The organism is Phytopseudomonas dryadis (assembly GCF_004327355.1).
GTDB classification, from domain to species: Bacteria; Pseudomonadota; Gammaproteobacteria; order Pseudomonadales; family Pseudomonadaceae; genus Aquipseudomonas; species Aquipseudomonas dryadis.
The window spans coordinates 133,572-152,767 of sequence record NZ_QJUM01000003.1 but is presented as its reverse complement, the minus strand read 5'-3'; the positions used below and the strand labels follow the sequence as shown (position 1 = coordinate 152,767).

Sequence of the window (19,196 nt, the reverse complement as noted above, 5' to 3'; positions counted from 1 at the left end):
GGCGGGTTGCAGCCCTTCGGTCAGGAAGGGCGTAACGGCTGAAGGAACCACCATGGGCATATCGCTGGCAATCAACTCACTCGTGCCGATCCGGCGCGCTCTGCTCATCCGCTGGGGCTGGGCGCTGTCGCTGGGCTTTCTATGCCTTGTCGCCACCCCCCGTGCGGGGGCTGACGAGCCACGACCGGGCGTGCGCCATGACGGCGAGCGCGTGGTTATCGGGGCGTGTCGATCCGAGCGCAGCGACCGGTCAATGGCCGGGATCGCCAGCCTACGGCGGTTGATGCGAGAGGTGCCGACGCCCGCCGCTGTCGCGCCGGGCGCGGCGTTCGCGGTGAGGCTGGTTGCCCTGCGTTGGGCCTGGGCGTCGTGGCGGCTGGCGGTCGCGTCATGATGGCCGTGGAGGAAACAGCATATCGCGCCTGCATTCTCTGCATCGAGGACGAGGCGGCGCTCCTGGCGGATGTCGAGGAGGAACTGACGGCGGCCGGTTATCGGGTGCTCACGGCGACCAATGCCCGTCAGGCGCTCCAGCACCTGGAGACCCGGCGCCCGGAACTGGTGCTGTGCGATGTGATGCTGGAGAGCGACGAGGGGCAGGATGGCTATTCCCTCCATCGTCATGTGCGCGAGCGCTTCCCGGAGCTGGCGGATTCTCCGTTCATCCTGCTGACGGCGCTGGGGCACCGCGATGCCGTACTGCGCGCCAAGCTCGAGGGCGTCGATGACTATCTGGTCAAACCGGTGGACTACGACCTGTTGCTGGCGACCATCAAGGCGCGCCTGGCGCAGGTGCGTCGCCTGCGCAGAGAGGTCGCCAGGCGTGACGATTTCCTCACGCGCATGGACAGGGTCTTCGGCCCGTTGCCGGGGGCGGTGCTGTTGAGCGATGGGGCAGGGCAACTGCTGTACGCCAATGCCCAGGCCCAGGTGCTCGCGCAGCAGGGGGTATGGGCTTCGGGGCGGCAGGGGCAGATCGTCTGGCCCGATACCGGCCAGGCCTCGCAAGCCGCGTTGCAACGAAGCCTGCTTGAATTGTCACGTTCGGCAGAGGGTGAGCGCCGGCTGGTCGTCCTGGAGCAACGCGGCAGCGGCTCGCTGCTGGTCGGCCTGTCGTGCCTGGAGCCTCGTGGCGATGCGCGTTGCGAGCATGTCGTCGCACTGTACCTGTGTGCGGCGCAGAGCCGGTCATTACCCAGCCGCGAGGCGCTCAGGCTGATGTATGGGCTGACGCCGACCGAGGCGCGCCTGGCGCTGCTGCTGGCGCGCGGGTTGCGGTCGGAGGAGGTGGCAGAGACGATGGCCATTTCCGCCAGCACCGTCGCTTTCCATTTGCGCAACGTGTTCGCCAAGGTAGGGGTCACGCGCCAGGTCGACCTCGTGGCGCGGATTCTGGCCTTGGGCTGGGCCGTGCCCGATCTGTGCTGGATGGAAGGCGAGCGCCAGCCGTGCGAACTGGGCTGATAAAGAAACCACGGCTGCGCCACTTCACGTTGCTGGTCGTATGCGTTTTCGTCCTCATGCTCGGCCATGCCCTGTACGAACTGACCGAGCTGCGCTCGGATCTGGGGCGTGATCGCGGGGAGAGCCTGGCCTGGGCTCTGAGCCAGTCGTCTTACCAGGCGGGGCGCCTACTGCAGGCACTCGACGGTGAGCAGAGCTCTGCCGAGGATATCGAGCGGCTCCGGCGCACGCTGGTGGCCGATGTTCGACTGCTGACCCAGGGCCGGCCGAGCGCCTTCGTGCGGCAGGTGGGGGTCTGGCCGGACGTGCGGCGGGTCCAGGCGGCTCTCGAGGCGGAGGGGGTCGACTACCTGGCGTTGCAGCGGGAGTTCCAGCGTATCGGTGGCCTGATCATGGTTGCCGAGCGCAATGCGCATGAGCGGCAGCGCGATAGCCGGCGGCGGGTCGTCATGCAGATCATGATGGCCTGTCTCGGCATGCTGATGGCGGGCGCGGTGTTGTGTGGCCAGCTCAGGACTGCCCGTCGGGAAATCTCCTGCCAGCAGGGCCAGGCGCTCGCGCTGCAGCAAATGCTGCAGCGCGAGCGTTGCGCGCGGCTGCGCTACCGGGATGTCGTTTCGCTGATGACGCACCAGTTGCGCACACCGCTGGCGGTGATCGATTCGAGCGCACAGCGTCTGCGGCGACGGAGCTCTGCCGATCCTCAGGACATCGAGCAACGCAGCCAGCGCATACGCACGGCCGTGGCGCAGCTCAACCGGCTGATCGAGCGGGTGCTCGATGGCCTGCGGGGGGACGAAGGCGAGGGCACGGCGATGAGGGCGCTCTGCCCCGTCCGCTGCCATTGGCACGAGGTCATCGATGAAGCGCTGGAGCGGCTCGGCGATACATTGGGACGGCGCCAGATCGAGCGCCATGGCGATGATGTATGGGGTTCCTGTGACCGGATGTGGTGCGTGGAGATTCTCGTCAACCTGATTGCCAATGCACACAAGTACAGCCCCGAGGGACTGCCTGTTCAGGTGATCACCGAGATAGAGGGACAGGTACTGCGCTGCACGGTGAGAGATTTCGGCCAGGGCATCGCCCCTGAGGATCGGCGGCGAATCTTCGAGCGTTTCTACCGTGGCGAGCACGCCGGACGCAGTGCCGGGCTGGGGCTGGGCTTGCCCATCGCGCGGATGCTTGCGCAATGGCAGGGCGGCGATGTGTGCCTCGTGGAGGATGATGAGCCCGGCACGGCCTTCAGCCTGCTGCTGCCGTTTGCGGGACGGGCGGTGCAGCGGGAACCGGCAGCCAGTCGGCTCGAACCCGACCGGGTTCCTGCGGCAGAAGGCCATGAGCCGTTGGTGCGCTAGCTGTGATCTCTCAGCAGGTTGTTCATCCGAGGCTTACCCGGAATTCTGGAAGCGCGACCCACACAGCCTTCCAGGAGCCCCGGATGAGCCTGCATAAACAGGCCCGTCTTGCCCCGCGTGGTCCGAGCCCCTTTAGCCCAACGCATCCACCAGGGACTGCGCGCCCAGGCGTGGGCGTGCGTACCGCCTACAAATGGCTCAAACGGTTTCGCGAAGAGGGAAAACCTGGCCTGATGGATCGCTCCTCGCGTCCACCCTTGGCGGCAATCGAAAAGATCGCCACCCACTCCGCGTCATGTCCGCCCTGAGCAAGCCGGGGCGCGCTATCAGGCCAAGCAGCACGGGCGTAACTGCCTCAGCGGTTCGTTTCAGTCGATCGTCGCCAGCGGTATTTTGCGGGTGGGCGCCGCGAACAGCCTATCGAGTTCTGCCAGTTCATCGGCCGTGAAGCGAATCGTGGCCGCCTTGCGGTTGTTCTGCGCGTGATGCGCCGAGCCGGCCTTGGGGATCGCAATGACGCCAGGACGGGCAAGGACGAAGGCCAGCGCCACCTGGGCCGCCGACAACTGGCGTTCTTCGGCGAAGCGAATCAGCCCATCGTGGCGTAGCAGGCGGCCCTCATCGAGAGGGGAATAAGCCATGATGGCGATGCCCCGTGCCTGGCACCAGGGCAGCAGGTCGTATTCGATGCCGCGCTGCGCCAGGTTGTACAGCACCTGGTTGACCGCGACCCGATCGCCGCCAGGCACGGCGAGCAGTTCTTCCATGTCGTCCACGTCGAAGTTGGAAACGCCCCACGCGCCGATCTTGCCTTCGGCCTTTAGCGCTTCGAAGGTTTCCACGACCTCCGCCAGCGACGTATCGCTTTCGCGCCAGTGCAGCAGGTACAGGTCGATGTGGTCGATTCCCAGGTGCTTGAGGCTGCGCTCGCAGGAGTGGTGAATGCCCTGGCGCGAGGCATTTTCCGGCAGCACCTTGCTGACCACGAAGGCTTCGTCGCGGCGTCCGCGCAGCGCTTCACCGACGACTTGTTCGGAGGCGCCGTTGCCATACATTTCCGCGGTGTCGATCAGGGTCATGCCCAGGTCCAGGCCATGCCGCAGGCTGGTGACTTCAGCGTCGATACCTGCCTTGCCATCACCCATGTGCCAGGTGCCCTGGCCGAGGGCGACGACGGACTGGCCGCCAGGTAATTCGATCATCGGGAGGCGATCGCTCATGGTCTTTTTCCTACTCGGGTGAATGGGTGACGGCCCTGCTCGACGGGCCGAAAGCACCCTGTTGAACGCGACGGCGTGCTGCCGCCGGGCCTGCTCAGGGGGCTACGCTTCCGGGCGTTGCAGGATCAGGTAATACTTGCGCACCGTCTCCAGGGTTTCCCAGCGGCCACGAAAGCCGGTGGGCATGATGAAGGTGTCGCCGGCGCAGTAGATCGCCTCATGACCGTTTGCGCTGCTCAGGCGAACCTTGCCTTGCAGCAAGGTACACAGTTCGCACTGCGAGGGGCCGAAGTCCAGCTCGATGATGCCGGGTTCCGAGGCCCAGAAACCGCTGTCGACGCCCAACTCCGCACTTTGATAGAACGGGTTGGCCTGCACGGCCTCGGTCACGGGACATTCGCTGAAACGGATGGATTCAGGAGAACTCATGTTCAGTGTCCCGTCTTGAAGGTGGTCCAGAGGCGGTTGATCAGCCGCACGATCGGGTTGGGCTGGTCGGCGTTCACGGTCATGCGCGAGAGTTGTTCGGCGCTCGGGTAGATGTTGGGGTTGTCGCGCAGGTCGGTATCGGTCAGCGAGGCCGCTGCCTGGTTGGGTTGGGCATAGCGCAGGTAGTTGGCCGTTTCGGCGATGATTTCCGGGCGCAGCATGAAGTCGATGAACTGGTAGGCCTCTTCCTTGTTCTTGGCGTCGGCAGGAATGGCGAACATGTCGAACCACAGGTTGCTGCCTTCTTTCGGCAGGCTGTAGACGATGTGGTAGGGCTTGCCTGCCTCCTGCGCGGATTGTTGTGCTTGCAGGATGTCGCCGCTGTAGCCGAAGGCTACGCAGAGGTCGCCATTGGCCAGGTCGCCGAAGTATTTGGTCGAGTTGATCGTGGTGACCGAGGGACGTAGCTTCAGCAGATGCCGTTCGGCCTGTTTGTAGTCGTCACGATCTTGCGTGTTCGGGTCCAGGTGCAGGTAATGCAGCAGGGTGGGAATGACCCGGGTAGGGCCATCGATGAAGGCAGCGCCGCAGGTTTTCAGTTTGCCGAGGTTCTCCGGTTCGAACATCAGGGCCAGTGAGTCGACCGGGGCGTTGTCGCCCAATACGGCTTTGACCTTTTCGACGTTGTAGCCGATACCGACGCTGCCCCAGAGGTAGGGCACGCCGTATTGGTTGCCTGGATCGACCTTCTCCAGTTGCTTGAGCAGGTTGCCGTCCAGGTTCTGCCAGTTTGGCAGTTTGCTGTGGTCGAGAGGGGCGTAGACGCCTGCGCGCACATGCCGTGGCAGGAAGTCACTGGGCACTACGACCAGATCGTAGCCGCTGCCGCCGGTGAGCATCTTGGCTTCCAGCGTTTCGTCGGAGTCGAAGGTTCCCAGGAAGACCTTGATGCCGGTTTCCTTTTCGAACTTTTGCAGTGTGTCCGGGCCCAGGTAGTCGGCCCAGTTGTACAGGTTGAGCTGAGCGGCCTGGACACCGCCACTGAGCAGTGTGGCGGTTAGAAGCAAAGGGTAGGACAAGGTACGCATTAGGAGCCTCCGAAGGCGAGCGACAGTAGGTGGACGAACTCAACCGACCTTGACGTCGGGGGAAACCAGATGGCTGACGCCTACCGCCAGGGCCGTGGCCATTTTTCGTTGCCAGGGTGCGCTGTGCGGGTTGGACAGCAACGCGTCTTCGTAGCTGTAGGCCGCGCTGATGCCACCGTAACCAAGCCAGCGAAACGGCTCTGGCTCCCAGCGTTTCAAGGCACTGGATAGGCTGCGTCGAGTGACCCAGGGGGCGCGGGCATAGAGCGTGTCCCGGCCGAGAATGAGGTCTGCCAGGGTGCGCCCGGCCAGGTAGGCGCCGCCGACCCCTTCGCCGCCATAACCGCCGGCGCAGGCCATGTTTCGCGGTTGATCACAAAGCACATAGGGGCGGAAGTGGCGGGTCATCCCGAGGTTTCCGCCCCAGCCATATTCGATGGGGGTGCCGGCCAGTTGCGGGAACAGGTCCAGCACGATGTTGCGGCGCAACGCCAGCTCGGCCTCGCTCAAGCGGAAGTCTTCACGCAGGCGTCCGCCAAAGCGGTAACTGCCACGGGCACCAAACACCAGGCGGTTATCGCGGGAACGATGGAAGTAGCTCACCTGACGGCTGCATTCGTGTGCGGCCTGGCCATTGGCCAGGCCAATCTCGGCCCACTGTGCTTCGCTCAACGGAGCGGTGGCAATCTGCAGGCTTTGTACGGCCAGTTGATAGCGGCCAAGTGGCGGGAATTCCATCGCATAGCCCTCGACGCAGGGCACGATCCAGTTGGCCTTGACCGGGTGGCCGGCCACGTTCAGTTGCCCGTTGCCGATTTTTTCGGCCCGGCTGTTCTCGTAGATCCTGACGCCCAGGCCTTCGAGCGTGCTGGCCAGGCCCAAGGCCAACTGCGCGGGCTGGATGGTGGCGCAATGTGGGCTGAACATGCCGCCATAGGCATTGTTCACGCGGATTTGCCCGGCCAGCTCGCTGGCGCTCAGGAGGCGATAGTCGTCTTCGCTGTAACCGAAGGCGTGCAGCGATTTGATTTCCTCTTGCAGCCATTGCCATTGCTCGGGGTAGCGAGCCGCACAGGCCAGGACTCCGCCTTTGCGGTAGCCGCAGTCGATTTGCGCCTGCCTGAGCGCCTGTTCGACATCATCGGGAATCTGCTGAACGGCTTTCAGCAAGGCATGTCTTTCGTCGCGTGGCAGGTTCTGGAGCATTGCTTCCAGGCCGGTGATTCGTCCTAGCAGCCAACCGCCATTGCGCCCGGATGCACCGTGCCCAACCTGACGCGCCTCGAAAATGGCAATGCGCAGTTGCGGCGCGTGCTGTTTCAGGTACCAGGCAGTCCACAAGCCGGTGTAGCCGGCGCCGATGATGGCGATGTCCAGCTCCAGGGCGTGATCGAGAGAAGGGCGGCTGGCAGCGAACTGGGCTACCTGATCCATCCACAGGCTGACGGCAGTGGTGCGCATGGCGAGGCTCCAGGAAACGATGGCCCCACTCTAGTCAGCGATGGCGGTGGTCGTCCTGTCTCCGGGCCCGTCAGGAATTTTCGCGGTGATCGGCGCGCCAGGCCTTCGGCGTTCGTCCGGTGCGTTCGCGAAAGCAGCGGTAGAACACCGATAACGAGTTGAAACCGACGGCCAGCGCCAGGTCTTCCAGACGCGCCTGAGGCTGCTGGGCGTGGCGCAGGAACAGTTCGTCCAGCCGAGCGTTGTTCAGGTACTGATAAAAATTCATGCCCAGTACCTGATTGAGCAGGTGCGACACCTGGTTGCGGGTATAACCCAGCGCATCGGCAACCTTGGCCAGGCTCAGTTCTGCGTCCAGATAGGGCCGTTCACTGTTGAAGTAGTGCTGCAGATCCAACAGCATCATCTGCACGGCTCGTGCGCTCAGGCCAAGCCGTGCGACTCCGCTGTCGTCACCGCTTTCACGCAAGCGCGAGGCGTATTCGTGGACGCGCCAGATGAGCCGGTCACGCACGGTAATCGCCTCGCACACGCGCAGGCTGGCCAGTTGCCCGCGAGGCATGTTCAGGCGCGCCTCGTATTGAATGAAGGCGGTATCGCCCGCCACACGGATCTGGTCGGTATAGGTGATGTGCTGGGAAGGCCCTTGGGGAAAGGACTGGCAGACGTAGTGATGCAGTTGCCGAAGGGGAATCTGCTGGTTGTTGAAAAAATCGAAGTACTCGATCTGCGGGTGGAACATCGCCATCAGTCCGTCACCATCCTTGGCGATCCATAGCGCGTGATAGCGCTCGACGACTTCGCGGGTGATGGCTTCACTCGGGGCAGGGGCGGGCTGTAGTGTGGGCATCGGCAATTATCTGAATCGGCAGTGCTCGTGATCATCTTGCCAGTTCCAGGCCAAGGGCGACATTGCTCAAGGCTCGTAGAGGCTACCGTTGGGGCCGGCGTTGTTGGCTTGCAGGCTTTGGCAGCCAATCCGCGTGCGGCCTTTGCCCGGCGTGGGCTGCCTTGTGCCCCATGGTGAGACTTTCCAGGTTTTCGTTGCCTGCGCATGGTGCAAGCCCATTTGCTTGAATCCGCCAGCGCACGCTTGAGGCGGGCAAGCTCCTCATCTCGTGGGCTTCCCGGCCACGGAAAGACTTTCCCTGCCCCTGGCCGTAATTCTCGAATCTAACGGATGAGCAGGATCGGGCAATACCAACCTCCCGGGTTAACTGCCGGCGACTCGCCCCGGTACGACGAACCCGTTCGATGGCTTCCCGCTTGAGCTCGGGGCTGTATTTCTTGCGCTTGTGCAAGCTTGCCGGATTTCTTTGGACAATAAAAAAGCCGGCTTGTGGCCGGCTTTCGTAAGGCAGGTCGGGCTTACTTTTGATAAGCCGCAGCCGCCTTGGTGATCTCGGCGCGGGCCGCTTCGGCGTTGCCCCAGCCTTCGACTTTTACCCACTTGCCTTTCTCGAGGTCCTTGTAGTTCTCGAAGAAGTGCTTGATCTGCTCGATCAGCAGCGGCGGCAGGTCGGTGTATTCCTGGACGTCCTTGTAGATAGTGGTCAGCTTGTCGTGCGGGACGGCGATCAGTTTGGCGTCGCCGCCGGCTTCGTCGGTCATGTGCAGGACGCCGACCGGGCGGGCGCGGATCACCGAGCCTGGCGCGACCGGGTAGGGGGTCACGACCAGCACGTCGAGGGGGTCGCCGTCGTCGGCCAGGGTGTGCGGGATGAAGCCGTAGTTGGCCGGGTAGAACATCGGCGTGGCCATGAAACGGTCGACGAACAGGCAGTCGGTGTCGTGGTCGATTTCGTACTTGATCGGCGCGTGGTTGGCCGGGATCTCGATGGCGACGTAGATGTCATTGGGCAGGTCTTTACCGGCCGGAACCTTGCTGTAGCTCATGGGTGACTCCCTGGTGTGGGCCAAAAAAAGTGGCCGGATTATAGGTGCATTCCCGTGTCGTTGCCATTCCAGCCATTGGTCGTATCCGGCTGGGCGGGGGTGGCTTCCTGATAGTCCGGGTGTTCGACCTGCAACTGGCGCAAACGTGCCAGCGGATCCTGCCGGTAGAACAGGCGCAACTGGGCGTAGACCGCCGGAAAGGCCGCGTCGAGCAGATCGGGAGCGTTGAAGAAGTATTCGCTGGTCACCGCGAAGAATTCGGCGGGGTTCTCCGCGGCGTAGGGGTCCAGGGCGGTCTGCGCCTCGGGATCGGCGTCCAGCGCGGCGTTCATGCTGTCGTAGGCCTGCTGCATGGCGGCGGCCCAGTCCTGGATCGACATGTCGCGGTGCAGCGGCGGCAGGCCGTTGGCATCGCCGCCGAGCATGTCCAGCTTGTGCGCCAGCTCATGGATCACCAGGTTGTAGCCCTCCCAGCCGCCGCTGGCCTGCACGCCCGGCCAGGCCAGGATCACCGGGCCCTGCTGCCAGGCTTCGCCGCTGTGCTCGCCATCCCACTCGTGCTCGATGCCGCCGGAATCGCGATGGCGCTGCGGGCTGACGAAGTCGTCGGGGTAGAGCACGATCTCGTGGAAGCCCTGGTACCAGTTCAGCTCGTCCAGGCCCAACAGCGGCAGCTCGGCCAGGGCCGCGAGGGCCAGGCGGTCGTCCGTATCCAGCTCGACGCCGGGCAGGGCGGTCAGGTGCTTGTCGTGGAGGAACAGCACCACGCGCTCGCGCAGGCGCTGTTCGTCTGACTCGCTCAGGCCGTCGAGAATCGGCAGGCGCTGGCGCACGACGGCCCAGCTGTCGGCGCTGACCGGGTTACGGGAGAGGATGCGCCGACGGCGCCAGGCACGGAACGACCACATGACGAAGGCTCGGTTGCGGGGTGGCGCCACCATAAGCAGGCCGGGCGCCCAGGGCAAGCCGCCCGTGCTGCGGGGCCGGCTCAGTCGCTGTTGATCGGCAGCACGTAGTTCTTGAACTGTTCGTCTTCGACGAAGCCGATCGACTCGTAGACTTTCTGCGCCACGTCGTTATCGCGGCTGGTGGCCACGCGCATGCGCACGGCATGGGTGTCCTTGGCCATCTTCTTCGCGGTCTGCAGCAGGCGGTCGGCGACCAGTTGCCGGCGGGCGTCCTCGGCCACGTAGATATCGTTGAGGATCCACACCCGCTTCAGCGACAGCGAGGAATAGCTCGGATACAGCTGGCAGAAGCCCAGCAGCCTGTCCTCGTCATCGGGCATGGCCAGGTAGATCACCGACTCCTTGCGCCTGAGGCGGGTCTCGAGGAATTTGCGCGAGGAGTCGGGGAAGGGCGGCTCGCCATAGAACTCGCGGTATTTGACGAACAACGGGGTCAGTTGATCCAGGTGCTCCAGGGTGGCGGGGACGATGCGCATGGCGAGGCCTCGAAGTCGGTGGGGAGGGCGTTCCAGGGGCTACCCGGATGCTGCCTAAGATGTAGCAAAAGCGCAATCCACGGGCGGCCGAGCCTGGTGTCGTGCCCTGCATGGCTGCCAGACCTGGAATGCATTGGCCGCGACGGACGGGGTCTGATTAGAGTCATGCCCATTCCGCCTGGGGCGGCGCAACTGCCCGGCCAGGTTCCCGCCACTCGAGGAGGTCAAGGCATGCAATCCCCCGTTCCGCAGCAGGAGTCCGATTGGCGCATCACCCGGCTCGGGCCGTTGCTGGGCGCCAGGATCGAGGGTATCCAGCTGCATCTGCTGGATGACACTCGATTGGCGAACCTGGAGGCCGAACTGGTACGGCACAAGGTGCTGTTCTTCCCCGCCCAGCAATGGACTGCGTTGCAGCAGCGCGACTTTGCCGCGCGTCTCGGCGAGCTGCACGTGCATCCCACCTTCGAAGCGCATGCCGATACCCAGGAACTGGTGGTGTTCAACTATGACCAGACGCGCAAGGGTGCCAACGACACCTGGCATGCCGACGTCACGTTCGCCGAGCGTCCGCTGAAGTACGGCGTGCTGCATGCCGAGACCATCCCCGAGGTGGGCGGTGACACGCTGTGGGTGGACACCGAGGCGGCGTACCAGGCGCTGTCCGAGCCGTTGCGGGCGCTGCTGGACGGCATGCAGGCGATCCACAGCGTATTCCCTGCGCTCGACTGTGCGAGCAAGCTGGAGCAAGGGGGGCTGTTCGACAGCCTGCGCAGGCTGCCGCCGCCGACGCGTCACCCGGTGGTGCGCCGGCATCCGCTTTCGGGGCGGCCTTCGCTGTTCGTCAACCGGGCCTTCACCGCGCATCTCGTCGGGCTTTCGTCCCGGGAGTCGCAGGCTGTGCTGGGACTGCTGTTCGAGCATCTGGAAAATCCGGCATTTCAGCTGCGCTGGCGCTGGCAGGCCGGTTGCGTGGCGATATGGGACAACCGCAGCACCCAGCACCTGGCCGTTTCCGATTACTTTCCGGCGATCCGGCGGGTGCGGCGCGCGGCGGTACTCGAAGAACGGCGGCCAGTGTCCGCCAGACCCGACCTGGAAACCGAGCGATGAACACCGCATTACGGGCTTTGAGCGTATGCCTTCTCCTGGCGGCGAGCGCATGGTCGTCCAGTGGCGCCGCCGATGCGCAGCAGGCGCCCACGGTGATCCGTATCGGCGTACCCGATCTCAGCACCCGCAACCAGCCCTACGCCCCGGGCCTGCTGGGCATCGCCCACGACCAGCGGCAACTGGAGCAGGCGTTCGAGGCGAGTGGCACGCGCATCGAATGGCATTTCTTCCGCGGCGCCGGCCCGGCGATCAACGAGGCCCTGGCCAACGGTCAGCTGGACGTGGCCGCCCTCGGTGACCTGGCCGCCATCATCGGCCGCGCCAGCGGCCTGGAAACCCGTGTGCTGATGGGCTCGCGCGGTACCAACATGTTCCTCGCCAGCCGCCCGCAAGCCAACATCCGGCGTGTCGAGGATCTCGAGGGCAAGCGGGTGGCCGTCTACCGGGGCACGGCCGACCAGTTGTCGTTCGGGCGCATGCTGGCCGGGGTCGGCCTGAGCGAGCGGGACGTGAAAGTCATCAGCCTGGACTGGACGGCCGCCGGCGCCGCCTTGCTGGCCGGGCAGATCGACGCCACCTGGTCGAACTACAACGTGCTGCAGTTGCGCGACAAGGGCCTGGTCGTGCCGCTGAGCACCCGGACATCGTCGTTGCAGGCCACCACTCAGGGCACCCTGCTCGCGACCCAGGCGTTCATCGACCGCTATCCGGAGGCCACCCAGACCCTGGTGGAGGTGTTGGTGGACAATGCCGCGGCCCTGATCGATCCGGCCCGCTACGAGCAGTACCTGGTGGATCAGGAACGGGCCAGCGGGATTCCGCTGGCGCTCGCCAGGGAGGAAAGCGAGGGGATGGATCAGCGTTTCCGCTTTTCGCCGCGCCTGGACCCGTTTCTCGCCGCCAGTCTGGACGCCAGCATGCGCCAGGCCCGGGAGCTGCGGCTCATCCGCCGTCAGTTCGACGTCGGCCAATGGTTCGAGCCGCGTTTCGTCGAGCAGGCCGTGGCGCGCCATGGCCTGTCGCCCTGGCCGCGCTATGACGCCGAAGGCAAGGCCCTGCCCTGACGGGCCTGCCTTTCACAGTGCCAGTTGGCGCGCCACTTGGTAGCTCGGCTGCGGCGTGCCGGCAGTGGCGGCTTCGTCGACATCCACCAGCGCCTCGATCATGTGCCGGGCTTCTGTACCCAGGGGCTGGTCGGCGCGTTGCACGATGACGAAACAGGCGCCGCCATCGCGCAGCAGCGCTGGCTCGTCCTGGCAGTACAAGCGCTGGAAGGCCCCCGATTGGATCAGGGGCTCGATGACTTCCAGTTGCGCCACGCCGACGCTGTCGGAGGCGCCCACCAGTTTGGGCAGCAGGTCGTTGTACTGGGTTTCCAGGTTCAGCGCCGGCCCTGGCGTACCCCAGTGCTCCTGCAGCAAGGCGCGCAATTCCAGCGGCAGCATGGCACTGACCCGGGGGTAGTCCATCAGTTGCCCGAAGCGTGGCGCGGGTTGCGCGAGCAGCGGGTGTCCGGCCCGGCAGAACAGGCCGAAATTGCGAAAGCGCAGGGGCCTGGCCAGGTAGCGGGTGTCGATCTCCATGTGCCGCAGGTCGGCGACCAGGAAGCTGATCACGCCTTCATCGAGCAGTGACAGCAGGGCCGACGGTTTCTCGATGCGTACGTCCAGCACGGTGTCCGGGAAGCCGGCGAGGAAACCGGCCAGCGCTTCCGGTACCAGGCGGGCGGCCACCAGCGGGCCGGCGCCGAAGCTCAGGCGGCGTTCTCGCTCGTTCGTATCGTTGGCGGCCATCTCGTCGCGCAGATTGCTGGCCTCGGCCAGCAGGCGGGTGGCACGGGCGCGCAGTGCCTCGCCTTTGGCCGTCAGCACCACGCCACGGCCGCCGCGTTCCACCAGTGGGCCGCCGAGCTCGTTTTCCAGGCCCTGGATGCTGCGGCTGAAGGCGGACTGGGTGATGCACGCCGCTTCCGCCGCGCGGGTGAAGTTCAGATGCTTGGCCAGGGCCAGGAAATGCCTGAGCTGACGTAAATCCATGGGTCAGACCTTTGAGTCATGCCTGCGATGCGATTAATGAATTTCCTGCTGCCGGGATGCCTTGCTACAAAGGCCCCGCATCGCCGACAAGCGCGCGATGCGCAGGCAGGCTGCGGCCGCCGCATTATCCGGTGGCCATCCGCCGGGGCGGAAAGACCAAAAATGCATAACCATAGCCGCGTCCGGGCAACACGCTCCGCCACCACCACCGAAGGAGGGCCAGCCGACGCATCAGTACGAGTCCTATCATGAAGTATCCGAATTCGCTGTTCCCGCTTGCCACACTCACCCTGCTGCCCCTGTTCAGCCACGGGCAAGGCGTTGACGCCGAGCAGCATGCAGCCGACGCGCCGAGGGCCGATACCGCGTTGAAGGCGGTCACCGTGACCGCGACGCGCCGCGAGGCCAGCCTGCAGACGGTTCCGGTGGCCGTTTCGGTGGTCGATGGCGAACAGCTGGAGCGGGACAATCGCAACAACATCGCCAGCATCGTGCAGCGGGTGCCGACCCTCAATTACCGCACGGCGGCCTCGAGCAAGGACACATCGCTGTTCGTCCGCGGCGTGGGCACCATTTCCACGTCGCCGGGTGTCGAGCCGAGCGTGGCGACCGTGATCGACGGGGTGGTGTATGGCCGACCCGGTCAGGCCACCCTGGATCTGATGGAGGTCGAACGTCTCGAGGTATTGCGCGGGCCCCAGGGCACCTTGTTCGGTCGCAATGCGTCGGCCGGCGTACTCAACGTGACCAGCCGCGGGATCGCCGAGCAGACCCAGGGCTACGTCGACTATTCGCACTTCGGCAAGGGCAACGAAAACCGCTTGCGCTTCGGCCTCGGCGGTGCCCTGACCGATACCGTGAAAGCCTCGCTGAGCACGCTGTGGGCCGACTATGACGGCAACGTGCGCAATGATTACAACGGCGATCCGGTCAATGGCTATGGCGCCAAGGGGCTGCGCGGCAAGCTGCAGTTCGATCCGGCCGATGATCTGCGCGTCACCCTGATCGGCGATTACAGCGACGCCGAGAGCAGCGTGCCCAATGGCGTGCCCTATCGGGCGACCGGCAGCTTCGCCTCCGCCTTCGCACCGGGCCGCGCCAGCTCTGCCAATCGCCATGTGCAGAACGATTACCGTACCCATGCCGAGGACACCCACAAGGGGCTGTCCGCCCAGTTGGACTGGAGCCTGGGCGCGCATACCCTGACCTCGATCAGCGCCTGGCGCGGCTGGGACAATCGCCAGTATCAGGATCAGGATCGCCTGGCCGGTCTGCCACAGAACGCGCTGCACGACAGCGGCCAGGTGGACTACGACCAGTTCAGCCAGGAGCTGCGCCTGGCCTCGCCCAGTGGCCAGCTCCTCGAATATGTGGCGGGCGTGTACCTGTTTCGCGGTGAGTCGAAGGAGGGCTACAGCCGGCAACTGGTCACCAACGGCAACCGCGAGTCGGCATGGGGCCGGTTCGGCGCCACCAACGATAGCTATGCGCTGTTCGGCGAAAGCACCCTGAACTTCACCGATGACTGGCGCGCCATCGTCGGTCTGCGCCTGACCCGTGACGAACTGGAGTACGACCACCGGCGCGTCTCGACGTCGCCGTTGACACTGCCTGCGATGCGCCCCTCGTTCTCGTCGTCCGGCTCGCACAGCGATACCGGGGTTTCCGGACGCCTGGGCCTGCAGCATGACTTCAGCGACAAGGTCACCGGCTACGTCACCTACTCGCGTGGCTACAAGGGGCCGGCCTACAACGTCTACTTCCAGATGTACGACCTGGATACCGAGGCGCTCGATCCGGAAACCTCCGGCACCTACGAGATCGGCCTCAAGACCAGCGCTCTCGCCAGCCGGTTGACGGCCAACCTGGCGGTGTTCCGCAGCGACTACGACAACTATCAGGCCAACTTCTATGACCAGGTGGGCGGTTCGCCGGTGACCCGCCTGATCAACGCCGGCTCGGTACGCACCGAGGGTGCCGAACTGGATCTGGCCCTGCAAGCCACCCGGCAACTGAAGATCAGTGCGGCGCTGGCCTACACCCGGGCGCGCATCGAGGACTTCCAGTGCCCGCCCGCCGCTGCCGCCAGCTGCTCGATCAATGGCCAGCCACTGCCGTTCTCGCCGGACTGGAAAAGCTACCTGCGCGCCGACTACAGCATCCCTCTGGAGAACGGCCTGGATCTGGAGCTGGGCACCGACTACAACTGGCAGAGCGAGGTGCAGTACAGCCTCGATCAGAACCGCGACACCCGCCAGGGCGCCTACGGCATCTGGAATGCCAGCGTGGCCCTGGCCGATTACAACGCTGGCTGGCGTGTCGCATTGTTGGCCAGGAATCTGACCGACCGCTCCTATGCACCGCTGCTGAGCTCCAGCACCGGCGGTATCACCCGCATGGTGCCGCGTGATGACGAGCGCTACTTCGGCGTACAACTGCGCAAGGATTTCTGATGAGCCGGCCGAACTTCGTGGTCATTGTCGCCGACCAGCTACGGGCCGATTGCCTGCCCGCCTTCAACCCACAGACACCCGTGCGTACCCCGCACCTGGATCGTCTCGCCGAACGCGGAGTGCGCTTCAGCGAGGCGTTCACCCAGCACAGTGTCTGTTCGCCGTCGCGGGTGTCGTTTCTCTCCGGGCGCTATCCCCACGTCAACGGGCACCGTTCCCTGCAGTACCTGCTGGGCGCCCAGGAGCCGAATTTCCTGCGTACCTTCAAGGACAATGGCTACCATGTGGTGCATGCCGGCGCGCGGGGCGATACCTTCGCCGCTGGCGCCGCCGAGCTGTCTCTCGATGAGCACGGCTTCGCCGACCCGGCGCTGAGCAGCTTCGCCGATTTCATCGGCAGGCACCGCAGCCTGGCGGATGCCGACATGGCGCGTGCCCACTACGGCGGTGAGCGCTGCGCCGACATCGTGGATTTCGACGAGGCGACCATCCGTACCGCCGAGCAATGGTTGCGCAATGCGCCGGCACAGCCCTGGGTGCTGTACATCCCGTTGATCTTTCCGCACCCGCCGTTCGCCGTGGAGCAGCCCTGGTTCTCGCTGTACCCGCGTGCAAGCGTTGCAGCGCCACGCAGCGCCACGGGCCCGCGAGCGGGTTTCTATGCCGAACTGGCGCAACGGCATGGCTGGGATCGTCTCAGCGGGGCGCAGTGGCGGGAGATCCGCGCCGTCTACTACGGCATGATTTCGCGCCTGGACAGCCAGGTCGGGCGCCTGCTCGATGCATTGCCCGATGACAGCGTGGTCGCCTTCTTTGCCGACCATGGCGAATACCTGGGGGATTTCGGTCTGGTGGAGAAGTGGCCGGCCGGCGTCGACGAATGCCTGGTGCGCACCCCGCTGATCGTCGCCGGCCCGGGGCTGGCGGCGGGTGGCGAAAGCCGGGCGCTGGTGGAGTTGATCGACGTGTTTCCCAGCCTGCTGGAACTGGCCGGGCTGCGTGCCGGGCACGTGCATTACGGGCGCAGCTTTCTGAACTGCCTGCGCGATCCCGCGGCCAGCCACCGCGACGAAGTGTTCAGCGAGGGCGGTTTTCGCGTCGAAGAAGTCGAGCTGCTGGAGGACGGCGCATTCCCCTATGACCTCAAGGGCCAGCTGCAGCGCGAGCGGCCCGAGCTGGTGGGCAAGGTCGTCGCGCTGCGCAATGCCGAGTGGACCTATGTCTGGCGGCTATACGAACCCAGCGAGCTGTACCATCGGCCCAGCGACCCACACGAGCAGCACAACCTGGCAGGGCAGGAGCGGTATGCCGAGCTCGAGCAGCGCCTGATGGCACGGGTGCTGCGCTGGTTGCTGGACACTGCCGACGTCATCGAGACGCGGCAGTGGGAGCGTTTTCCAGAGGTGCGCCTGCCGCGCCCGGCCAGCCCGCGCTAGCGCAGGTCCTGCTCGGCGGCTTTCTCCAGGGCGGCGAACTCCTCCTGCGAAATCGGTCTCGCGGCACGTTGACGGTGTGCCGCGCCATGCCGCTATTAATTCCAATAAGAACCGCGCGCGGCGGTGAGAGCCTCAGGGCAATCGCGCTATGCGCTCGAAGAGCCGGCGACTGCATGGATGCAGGAGGTAGAGCGAAGCAGGAGCCCGAGCCGAAAACAGCGCTGGAAAGCTGGAGGCTGAACGAAAATCGGCTCGAGTACGACGCGAAACAGCGGTTTCTCGTCCAGCTTTCCAGCCTCCAGCGCTTTTCATCGAGTGTGGGCGATGCCCTAACGCCATAGCGCGATTGCCCAGGCGAGGCCCGATGCGGTGCTGTGCTACTCTGCGGCACTGTTTCCAATCGGATCGCCGGGTGCCCGACGCGCCCGTTTTCGAGGTTTTCATGCATATCCATATTCTCGGCATCTGCGGCACCTTCATGGGCTCGCTCGCCGTGCTGGCCAAGGCGCTGGGGCATCGCGTCACCGGTTCCGACGCCAACGTCTACCCGCCGATGAGCACCCAGCTGCAGGCCCAGGGCATCGAGCTGACCCAGGGCTACGACCCGGCCCAGCTCGAACCGGCCCCGGATCTGGTGGTGATCGGCAATGCCCTGTCGCGCGGCAATCCGGCGGTGGAGCATGTGCTGAACAAGGGGCTGGCCTACGTGTCCGGCCCGCAGTGGCTGGCCGACCATGTGCTGCAGGGGCGCTGGGTGATGGCGGTGGCCGGCACCCATGGCAAGACCAGCAGCTCCAGCATGCTGGCCTGGGTGCTGGAGCACGCCGGTATGAGCCCGGGCTTCCTGATCGGCGGGGTGCCGCAGAATTTCGGCATTTCCGCACGCCTGGGCGACACGCCGTTCTTCGTGGTCGAGGCCGATGAGTACGACAGCGCCTTCTTCGACAAGCGCAGCAAGTTCGTCCACTACCGCCCGCGCACGGCGATTCTCAACAACCTGGAATTCGACCACGCGGACATCTTCCCCGACCTGGCGGCCATCGAACGGCAATTCCACCACCTGGTGCGCACCATTCCCAGCGAAGGGCTGGTGATTCACCCGTGCAGCGAAGAGGCGCTGGTGCGGGTGATCGGCATGGGCTGCTGGACGCCGGTACAGACCACCGGCGACGGCGGCCAGTGGCAGGCGCGCCTGCTCAGCGCCGATGGCTCGCGTTTCGAAGTCAGCTTCGCGGGCGAGGCGCAAGGCGTGGTGCAGTGGGGCCTGACTGGCCGGCACAATGTCGCCAACGCCCTGGCCGTGCTGGCGGCGGCGCGCCATGTCGGCGTGGTGCCGGCGCTGGGGATCGAGGCGCTGGGCCTGTTCGTCAATGCCAAGCGGCGCATGGAGAAGGTCGCCGAGGTGCGTGGCGTGACCCTCTATGACGATTTCGCCCACCACCCGACGGCCATCGCCACCACCCTCGACGGTCTGCGCAAGCGCATCGGCGAGGACAGGCAACTGATCGCCATCGTCGAGCCGCGTTCCAATTCCATGAAGCTGGGGGCCCATCGTGACGGCCTGGCCGAGTCGGTGCGCCTGGCCGATTCGGTGTACTGGTACGCGCCGCCCAACCTGGGCTGGGATCTGGCCGCCAGCGTGGCGGCCTCGCCGGTGCCGACCCGGGTCTGCGACTCGCTGGAGGCGATCATCGCCGGGGTCAAGGCCGAAGCCAGGGCCGGTGCCCAGGTGGTGATCATGAGCAACGGCGGTTTCGGCGGCTTGCATGGCAAGCTGGCTGCGGCTCTGGAGGCTTGA

17 protein-coding genes and 1 pseudogene are annotated in these 19,196 nt (G+C 65.3%); 9 read left to right on the top strand and 9 right to left on the bottom strand.

Annotated elements, in window-relative coordinates; genetic code table 11:
• Positions 1–52 precede the first annotated feature (52 nt).
• The 4 genes and pseudogenes from DNK34_RS03545 to DNK34_RS25965 form a co-directional block, all read left to right on the top strand.
• Positions 53–394, top strand: a complete 342-nt coding sequence (locus DNK34_RS03545) for a hypothetical protein (protein WP_131174960.1) — start codon at positions 53–55, stop codon at positions 392–394.
• 5 nt (positions 395–399) lie between these two features.
• Positions 400–1,464, top strand: coding sequence for a response regulator (locus DNK34_RS03540; RefSeq protein WP_165496894.1), 1,065 nt, complete (start codon positions 400–402; stop codon positions 1,462–1,464).
• Complete coding sequence (locus DNK34_RS03535) at positions 1,449–2,822, top strand: sensor histidine kinase (protein WP_131174958.1); 1,374 nt, start codon at positions 1,449–1,451, stop codon at positions 2,820–2,822. Before DNK34_RS03540 ends, DNK34_RS03535 begins: the two co-directional genes overlap by 16 nt.
• Positions 2,823–2,905: 83 nt before the next feature.
• Positions 2,906–3,076: pseudogene (locus DNK34_RS25965) on the top strand (leucine zipper domain-containing protein); the annotation flags it as partial.
• Between the two features lie 114 nt (positions 3,077–3,190).
• Here the strand turns inward: DNK34_RS25965 and DNK34_RS03525 are convergent.
• From DNK34_RS03525 to DNK34_RS03490, 8 genes are all read right to left on the bottom strand, one after another.
• Positions 3,191–4,042: an aldo/keto reductase gene (locus DNK34_RS03525; RefSeq protein WP_131174957.1), complete on the bottom strand. Its 852-nt coding sequence runs from the start codon at positions 4,040–4,042 to the stop codon at positions 3,191–3,193.
• Between the two features lie 102 nt (positions 4,043–4,144).
• The gene (locus DNK34_RS03520) at positions 4,145–4,471 is read right to left on the bottom strand and encodes a cupin domain-containing protein (protein ID WP_131174956.1); all 327 of its coding nucleotides are present in this window, start codon (positions 4,469–4,471) and stop codon (positions 4,145–4,147) included.
• Between the two features lie 2 nt (positions 4,472–4,473).
• Positions 4,474–5,559 (bottom strand): polyamine ABC transporter substrate-binding protein, encoded by a 1,086-nt coding sequence (locus DNK34_RS03515; protein ID WP_131174955.1) that lies wholly within the window; start codon positions 5,557–5,559, stop codon positions 4,474–4,476.
• Between the two features lie 39 nt (positions 5,560–5,598).
• The gene (locus DNK34_RS03510) at positions 5,599–7,020 is read right to left on the bottom strand and encodes an NAD(P)/FAD-dependent oxidoreductase (RefSeq protein WP_131174954.1); all 1,422 of its coding nucleotides are present in this window, start codon (positions 7,018–7,020) and stop codon (positions 5,599–5,601) included.
• Between the two features lie 70 nt (positions 7,021–7,090).
• Positions 7,091–7,870 (bottom strand): AraC family transcriptional regulator, encoded by a 780-nt coding sequence (locus tag DNK34_RS03505; protein WP_131174953.1) that lies wholly within the window; start codon positions 7,868–7,870, stop codon positions 7,091–7,093.
• Between the two features lie 518 nt (positions 7,871–8,388).
• Positions 8,389–8,916 (bottom strand): inorganic diphosphatase, encoded by a 528-nt coding sequence (ppa, locus tag DNK34_RS03500; protein ID WP_042556316.1) that lies wholly within the window; start codon positions 8,914–8,916, stop codon positions 8,389–8,391.
• A gap of 38 nt (positions 8,917–8,954) precedes the next feature.
• Complete coding sequence (locus DNK34_RS03495; protein ID WP_131174952.1) at positions 8,955–9,824, bottom strand: M90 family metallopeptidase; 870 nt, start codon at positions 9,822–9,824, stop codon at positions 8,955–8,957.
• An 80-nt stretch (positions 9,825–9,904) separates the two neighbouring features.
• On the bottom strand, positions 9,905–10,360 hold the full coding sequence (locus DNK34_RS03490) for a GNAT family N-acetyltransferase (RefSeq protein ID WP_131174951.1): 456 nt from the start codon (positions 10,358–10,360) through the stop codon (positions 9,905–9,907).
• Positions 10,361–10,591: 231 nt separating this feature from the next.
• Here DNK34_RS03490 and DNK34_RS03485 point away from each other — a divergent pair, with 231 nt between their 5' ends.
• Positions 10,592–11,473 (top strand): TauD/TfdA family dioxygenase, encoded by an 882-nt coding sequence (locus DNK34_RS03485; RefSeq protein ID WP_165496893.1) that lies wholly within the window; start codon positions 10,592–10,594, stop codon positions 11,471–11,473.
• The gene (locus DNK34_RS03480; RefSeq protein WP_165496892.1) at positions 11,470–12,537 is read left to right on the top strand and encodes an ABC transporter substrate-binding protein; all 1,068 of its coding nucleotides are present in this window, start codon (positions 11,470–11,472) and stop codon (positions 12,535–12,537) included. Before DNK34_RS03485 ends, DNK34_RS03480 begins: the two co-directional genes overlap by 4 nt.
• Before the next feature lie 12 nt (positions 12,538–12,549).
• Here DNK34_RS03480 and DNK34_RS03475 read toward each other — a convergent pair whose 3' ends face one another.
• Positions 12,550–13,509, bottom strand: a complete 960-nt coding sequence (locus tag DNK34_RS03475; RefSeq protein ID WP_131174948.1) for a LysR family transcriptional regulator — start codon at positions 13,507–13,509, stop codon at positions 12,550–12,552.
• A gap of 248 nt (positions 13,510–13,757) precedes the next feature.
• Between DNK34_RS03475 and DNK34_RS03470 the strand changes: the two genes are divergently transcribed.
• The 3 genes from DNK34_RS03470 to mpl all read left to right on the top strand — a co-directional run bounded on the left by DNK34_RS03470 (position 13,758) and on the right by mpl (position 19,196).
• Complete coding sequence (locus DNK34_RS03470; RefSeq protein ID WP_131174947.1) at positions 13,758–15,962, top strand: TonB-dependent receptor; 2,205 nt, start codon at positions 13,758–13,760, stop codon at positions 15,960–15,962.
• Positions 15,962–17,398 carry a sulfatase family protein gene (locus DNK34_RS03465; RefSeq protein WP_207401595.1) on the top strand — a complete coding sequence of 479 codons (1,437 nt, stop codon included), beginning with the start codon at positions 15,962–15,964 and terminating at the stop codon, positions 17,396–17,398. The genes DNK34_RS03470 and DNK34_RS03465 overlap by 1 nt, the downstream gene beginning before the upstream one ends.
• A gap of 442 nt (positions 17,399–17,840) precedes the next feature.
• Positions 17,841–19,196, top strand: a complete 1,356-nt coding sequence (gene mpl, locus DNK34_RS03460) for a UDP-N-acetylmuramate:L-alanyl-gamma-D-glutamyl-meso-diaminopimelate ligase (protein WP_131174945.1) — start codon at positions 17,841–17,843, stop codon at positions 19,194–19,196.

Coding starts and splice junctions, on each gene's coding strand:
- DNK34_RS03495 (WP_131174952.1), bottom strand. CDS start 9,824: ATGTGGTCGTTCCGTGCCTGGCGCCGTCGGCGCATCCTCTCCCGTAAC.
- DNK34_RS03470 (WP_131174947.1), top strand. CDS start 13,758: ATGAAGTATCCGAATTCGCTGTTCCCGCTTGCCACACTCACCCTGCTG.
- DNK34_RS03520 (WP_131174956.1), bottom strand. CDS start 4,471: ATGAGTTCTCCTGAATCCATCCGTTTCAGCGAATGTCCCGTGACCGAG.
- DNK34_RS03485 (WP_165496893.1), top strand. CDS start 10,592: ATGCAATCCCCCGTTCCGCAGCAGGAGTCCGATTGGCGCATCACCCGG.
- DNK34_RS03515 (WP_131174955.1), bottom strand. CDS start 5,559: ATGCGTACCTTGTCCTACCCTTTGCTTCTAACCGCCACACTGCTCAGT.
- DNK34_RS03525 (WP_131174957.1), bottom strand. CDS start 4,042: ATGAGCGATCGCCTCCCGATGATCGAATTACCTGGCGGCCAGTCCGTC.
- mpl (WP_131174945.1), top strand. CDS start 17,841: ATGCATATCCATATTCTCGGCATCTGCGGCACCTTCATGGGCTCGCTC.
- ppa (WP_042556316.1), bottom strand. CDS start 8,916: ATGAGCTACAGCAAGGTTCCGGCCGGTAAAGACCTGCCCAATGACATC.
- DNK34_RS03545 (WP_131174960.1), top strand. CDS start 53: ATGGGCATATCGCTGGCAATCAACTCACTCGTGCCGATCCGGCGCGCT.
- DNK34_RS03510 (WP_131174954.1), bottom strand. CDS start 7,020: ATGCGCACCACTGCCGTCAGCCTGTGGATGGATCAGGTAGCCCAGTTC.
- DNK34_RS03465 (WP_207401595.1), top strand. CDS start 15,962: ATGAGCCGGCCGAACTTCGTGGTCATTGTCGCCGACCAGCTACGGGCC.
- DNK34_RS03480 (WP_165496892.1), top strand. CDS start 11,470: ATGAACACCGCATTACGGGCTTTGAGCGTATGCCTTCTCCTGGCGGCG.
- DNK34_RS03475 (WP_131174948.1), bottom strand. CDS start 13,509: ATGGATTTACGTCAGCTCAGGCATTTCCTGGCCCTGGCCAAGCATCTG.
- DNK34_RS03505 (WP_131174953.1), bottom strand. CDS start 7,870: ATGCCCACACTACAGCCCGCCCCTGCCCCGAGTGAAGCCATCACCCGC.
- DNK34_RS03490 (WP_131174951.1), bottom strand. CDS start 10,360: ATGCGCATCGTCCCCGCCACCCTGGAGCACCTGGATCAACTGACCCCG.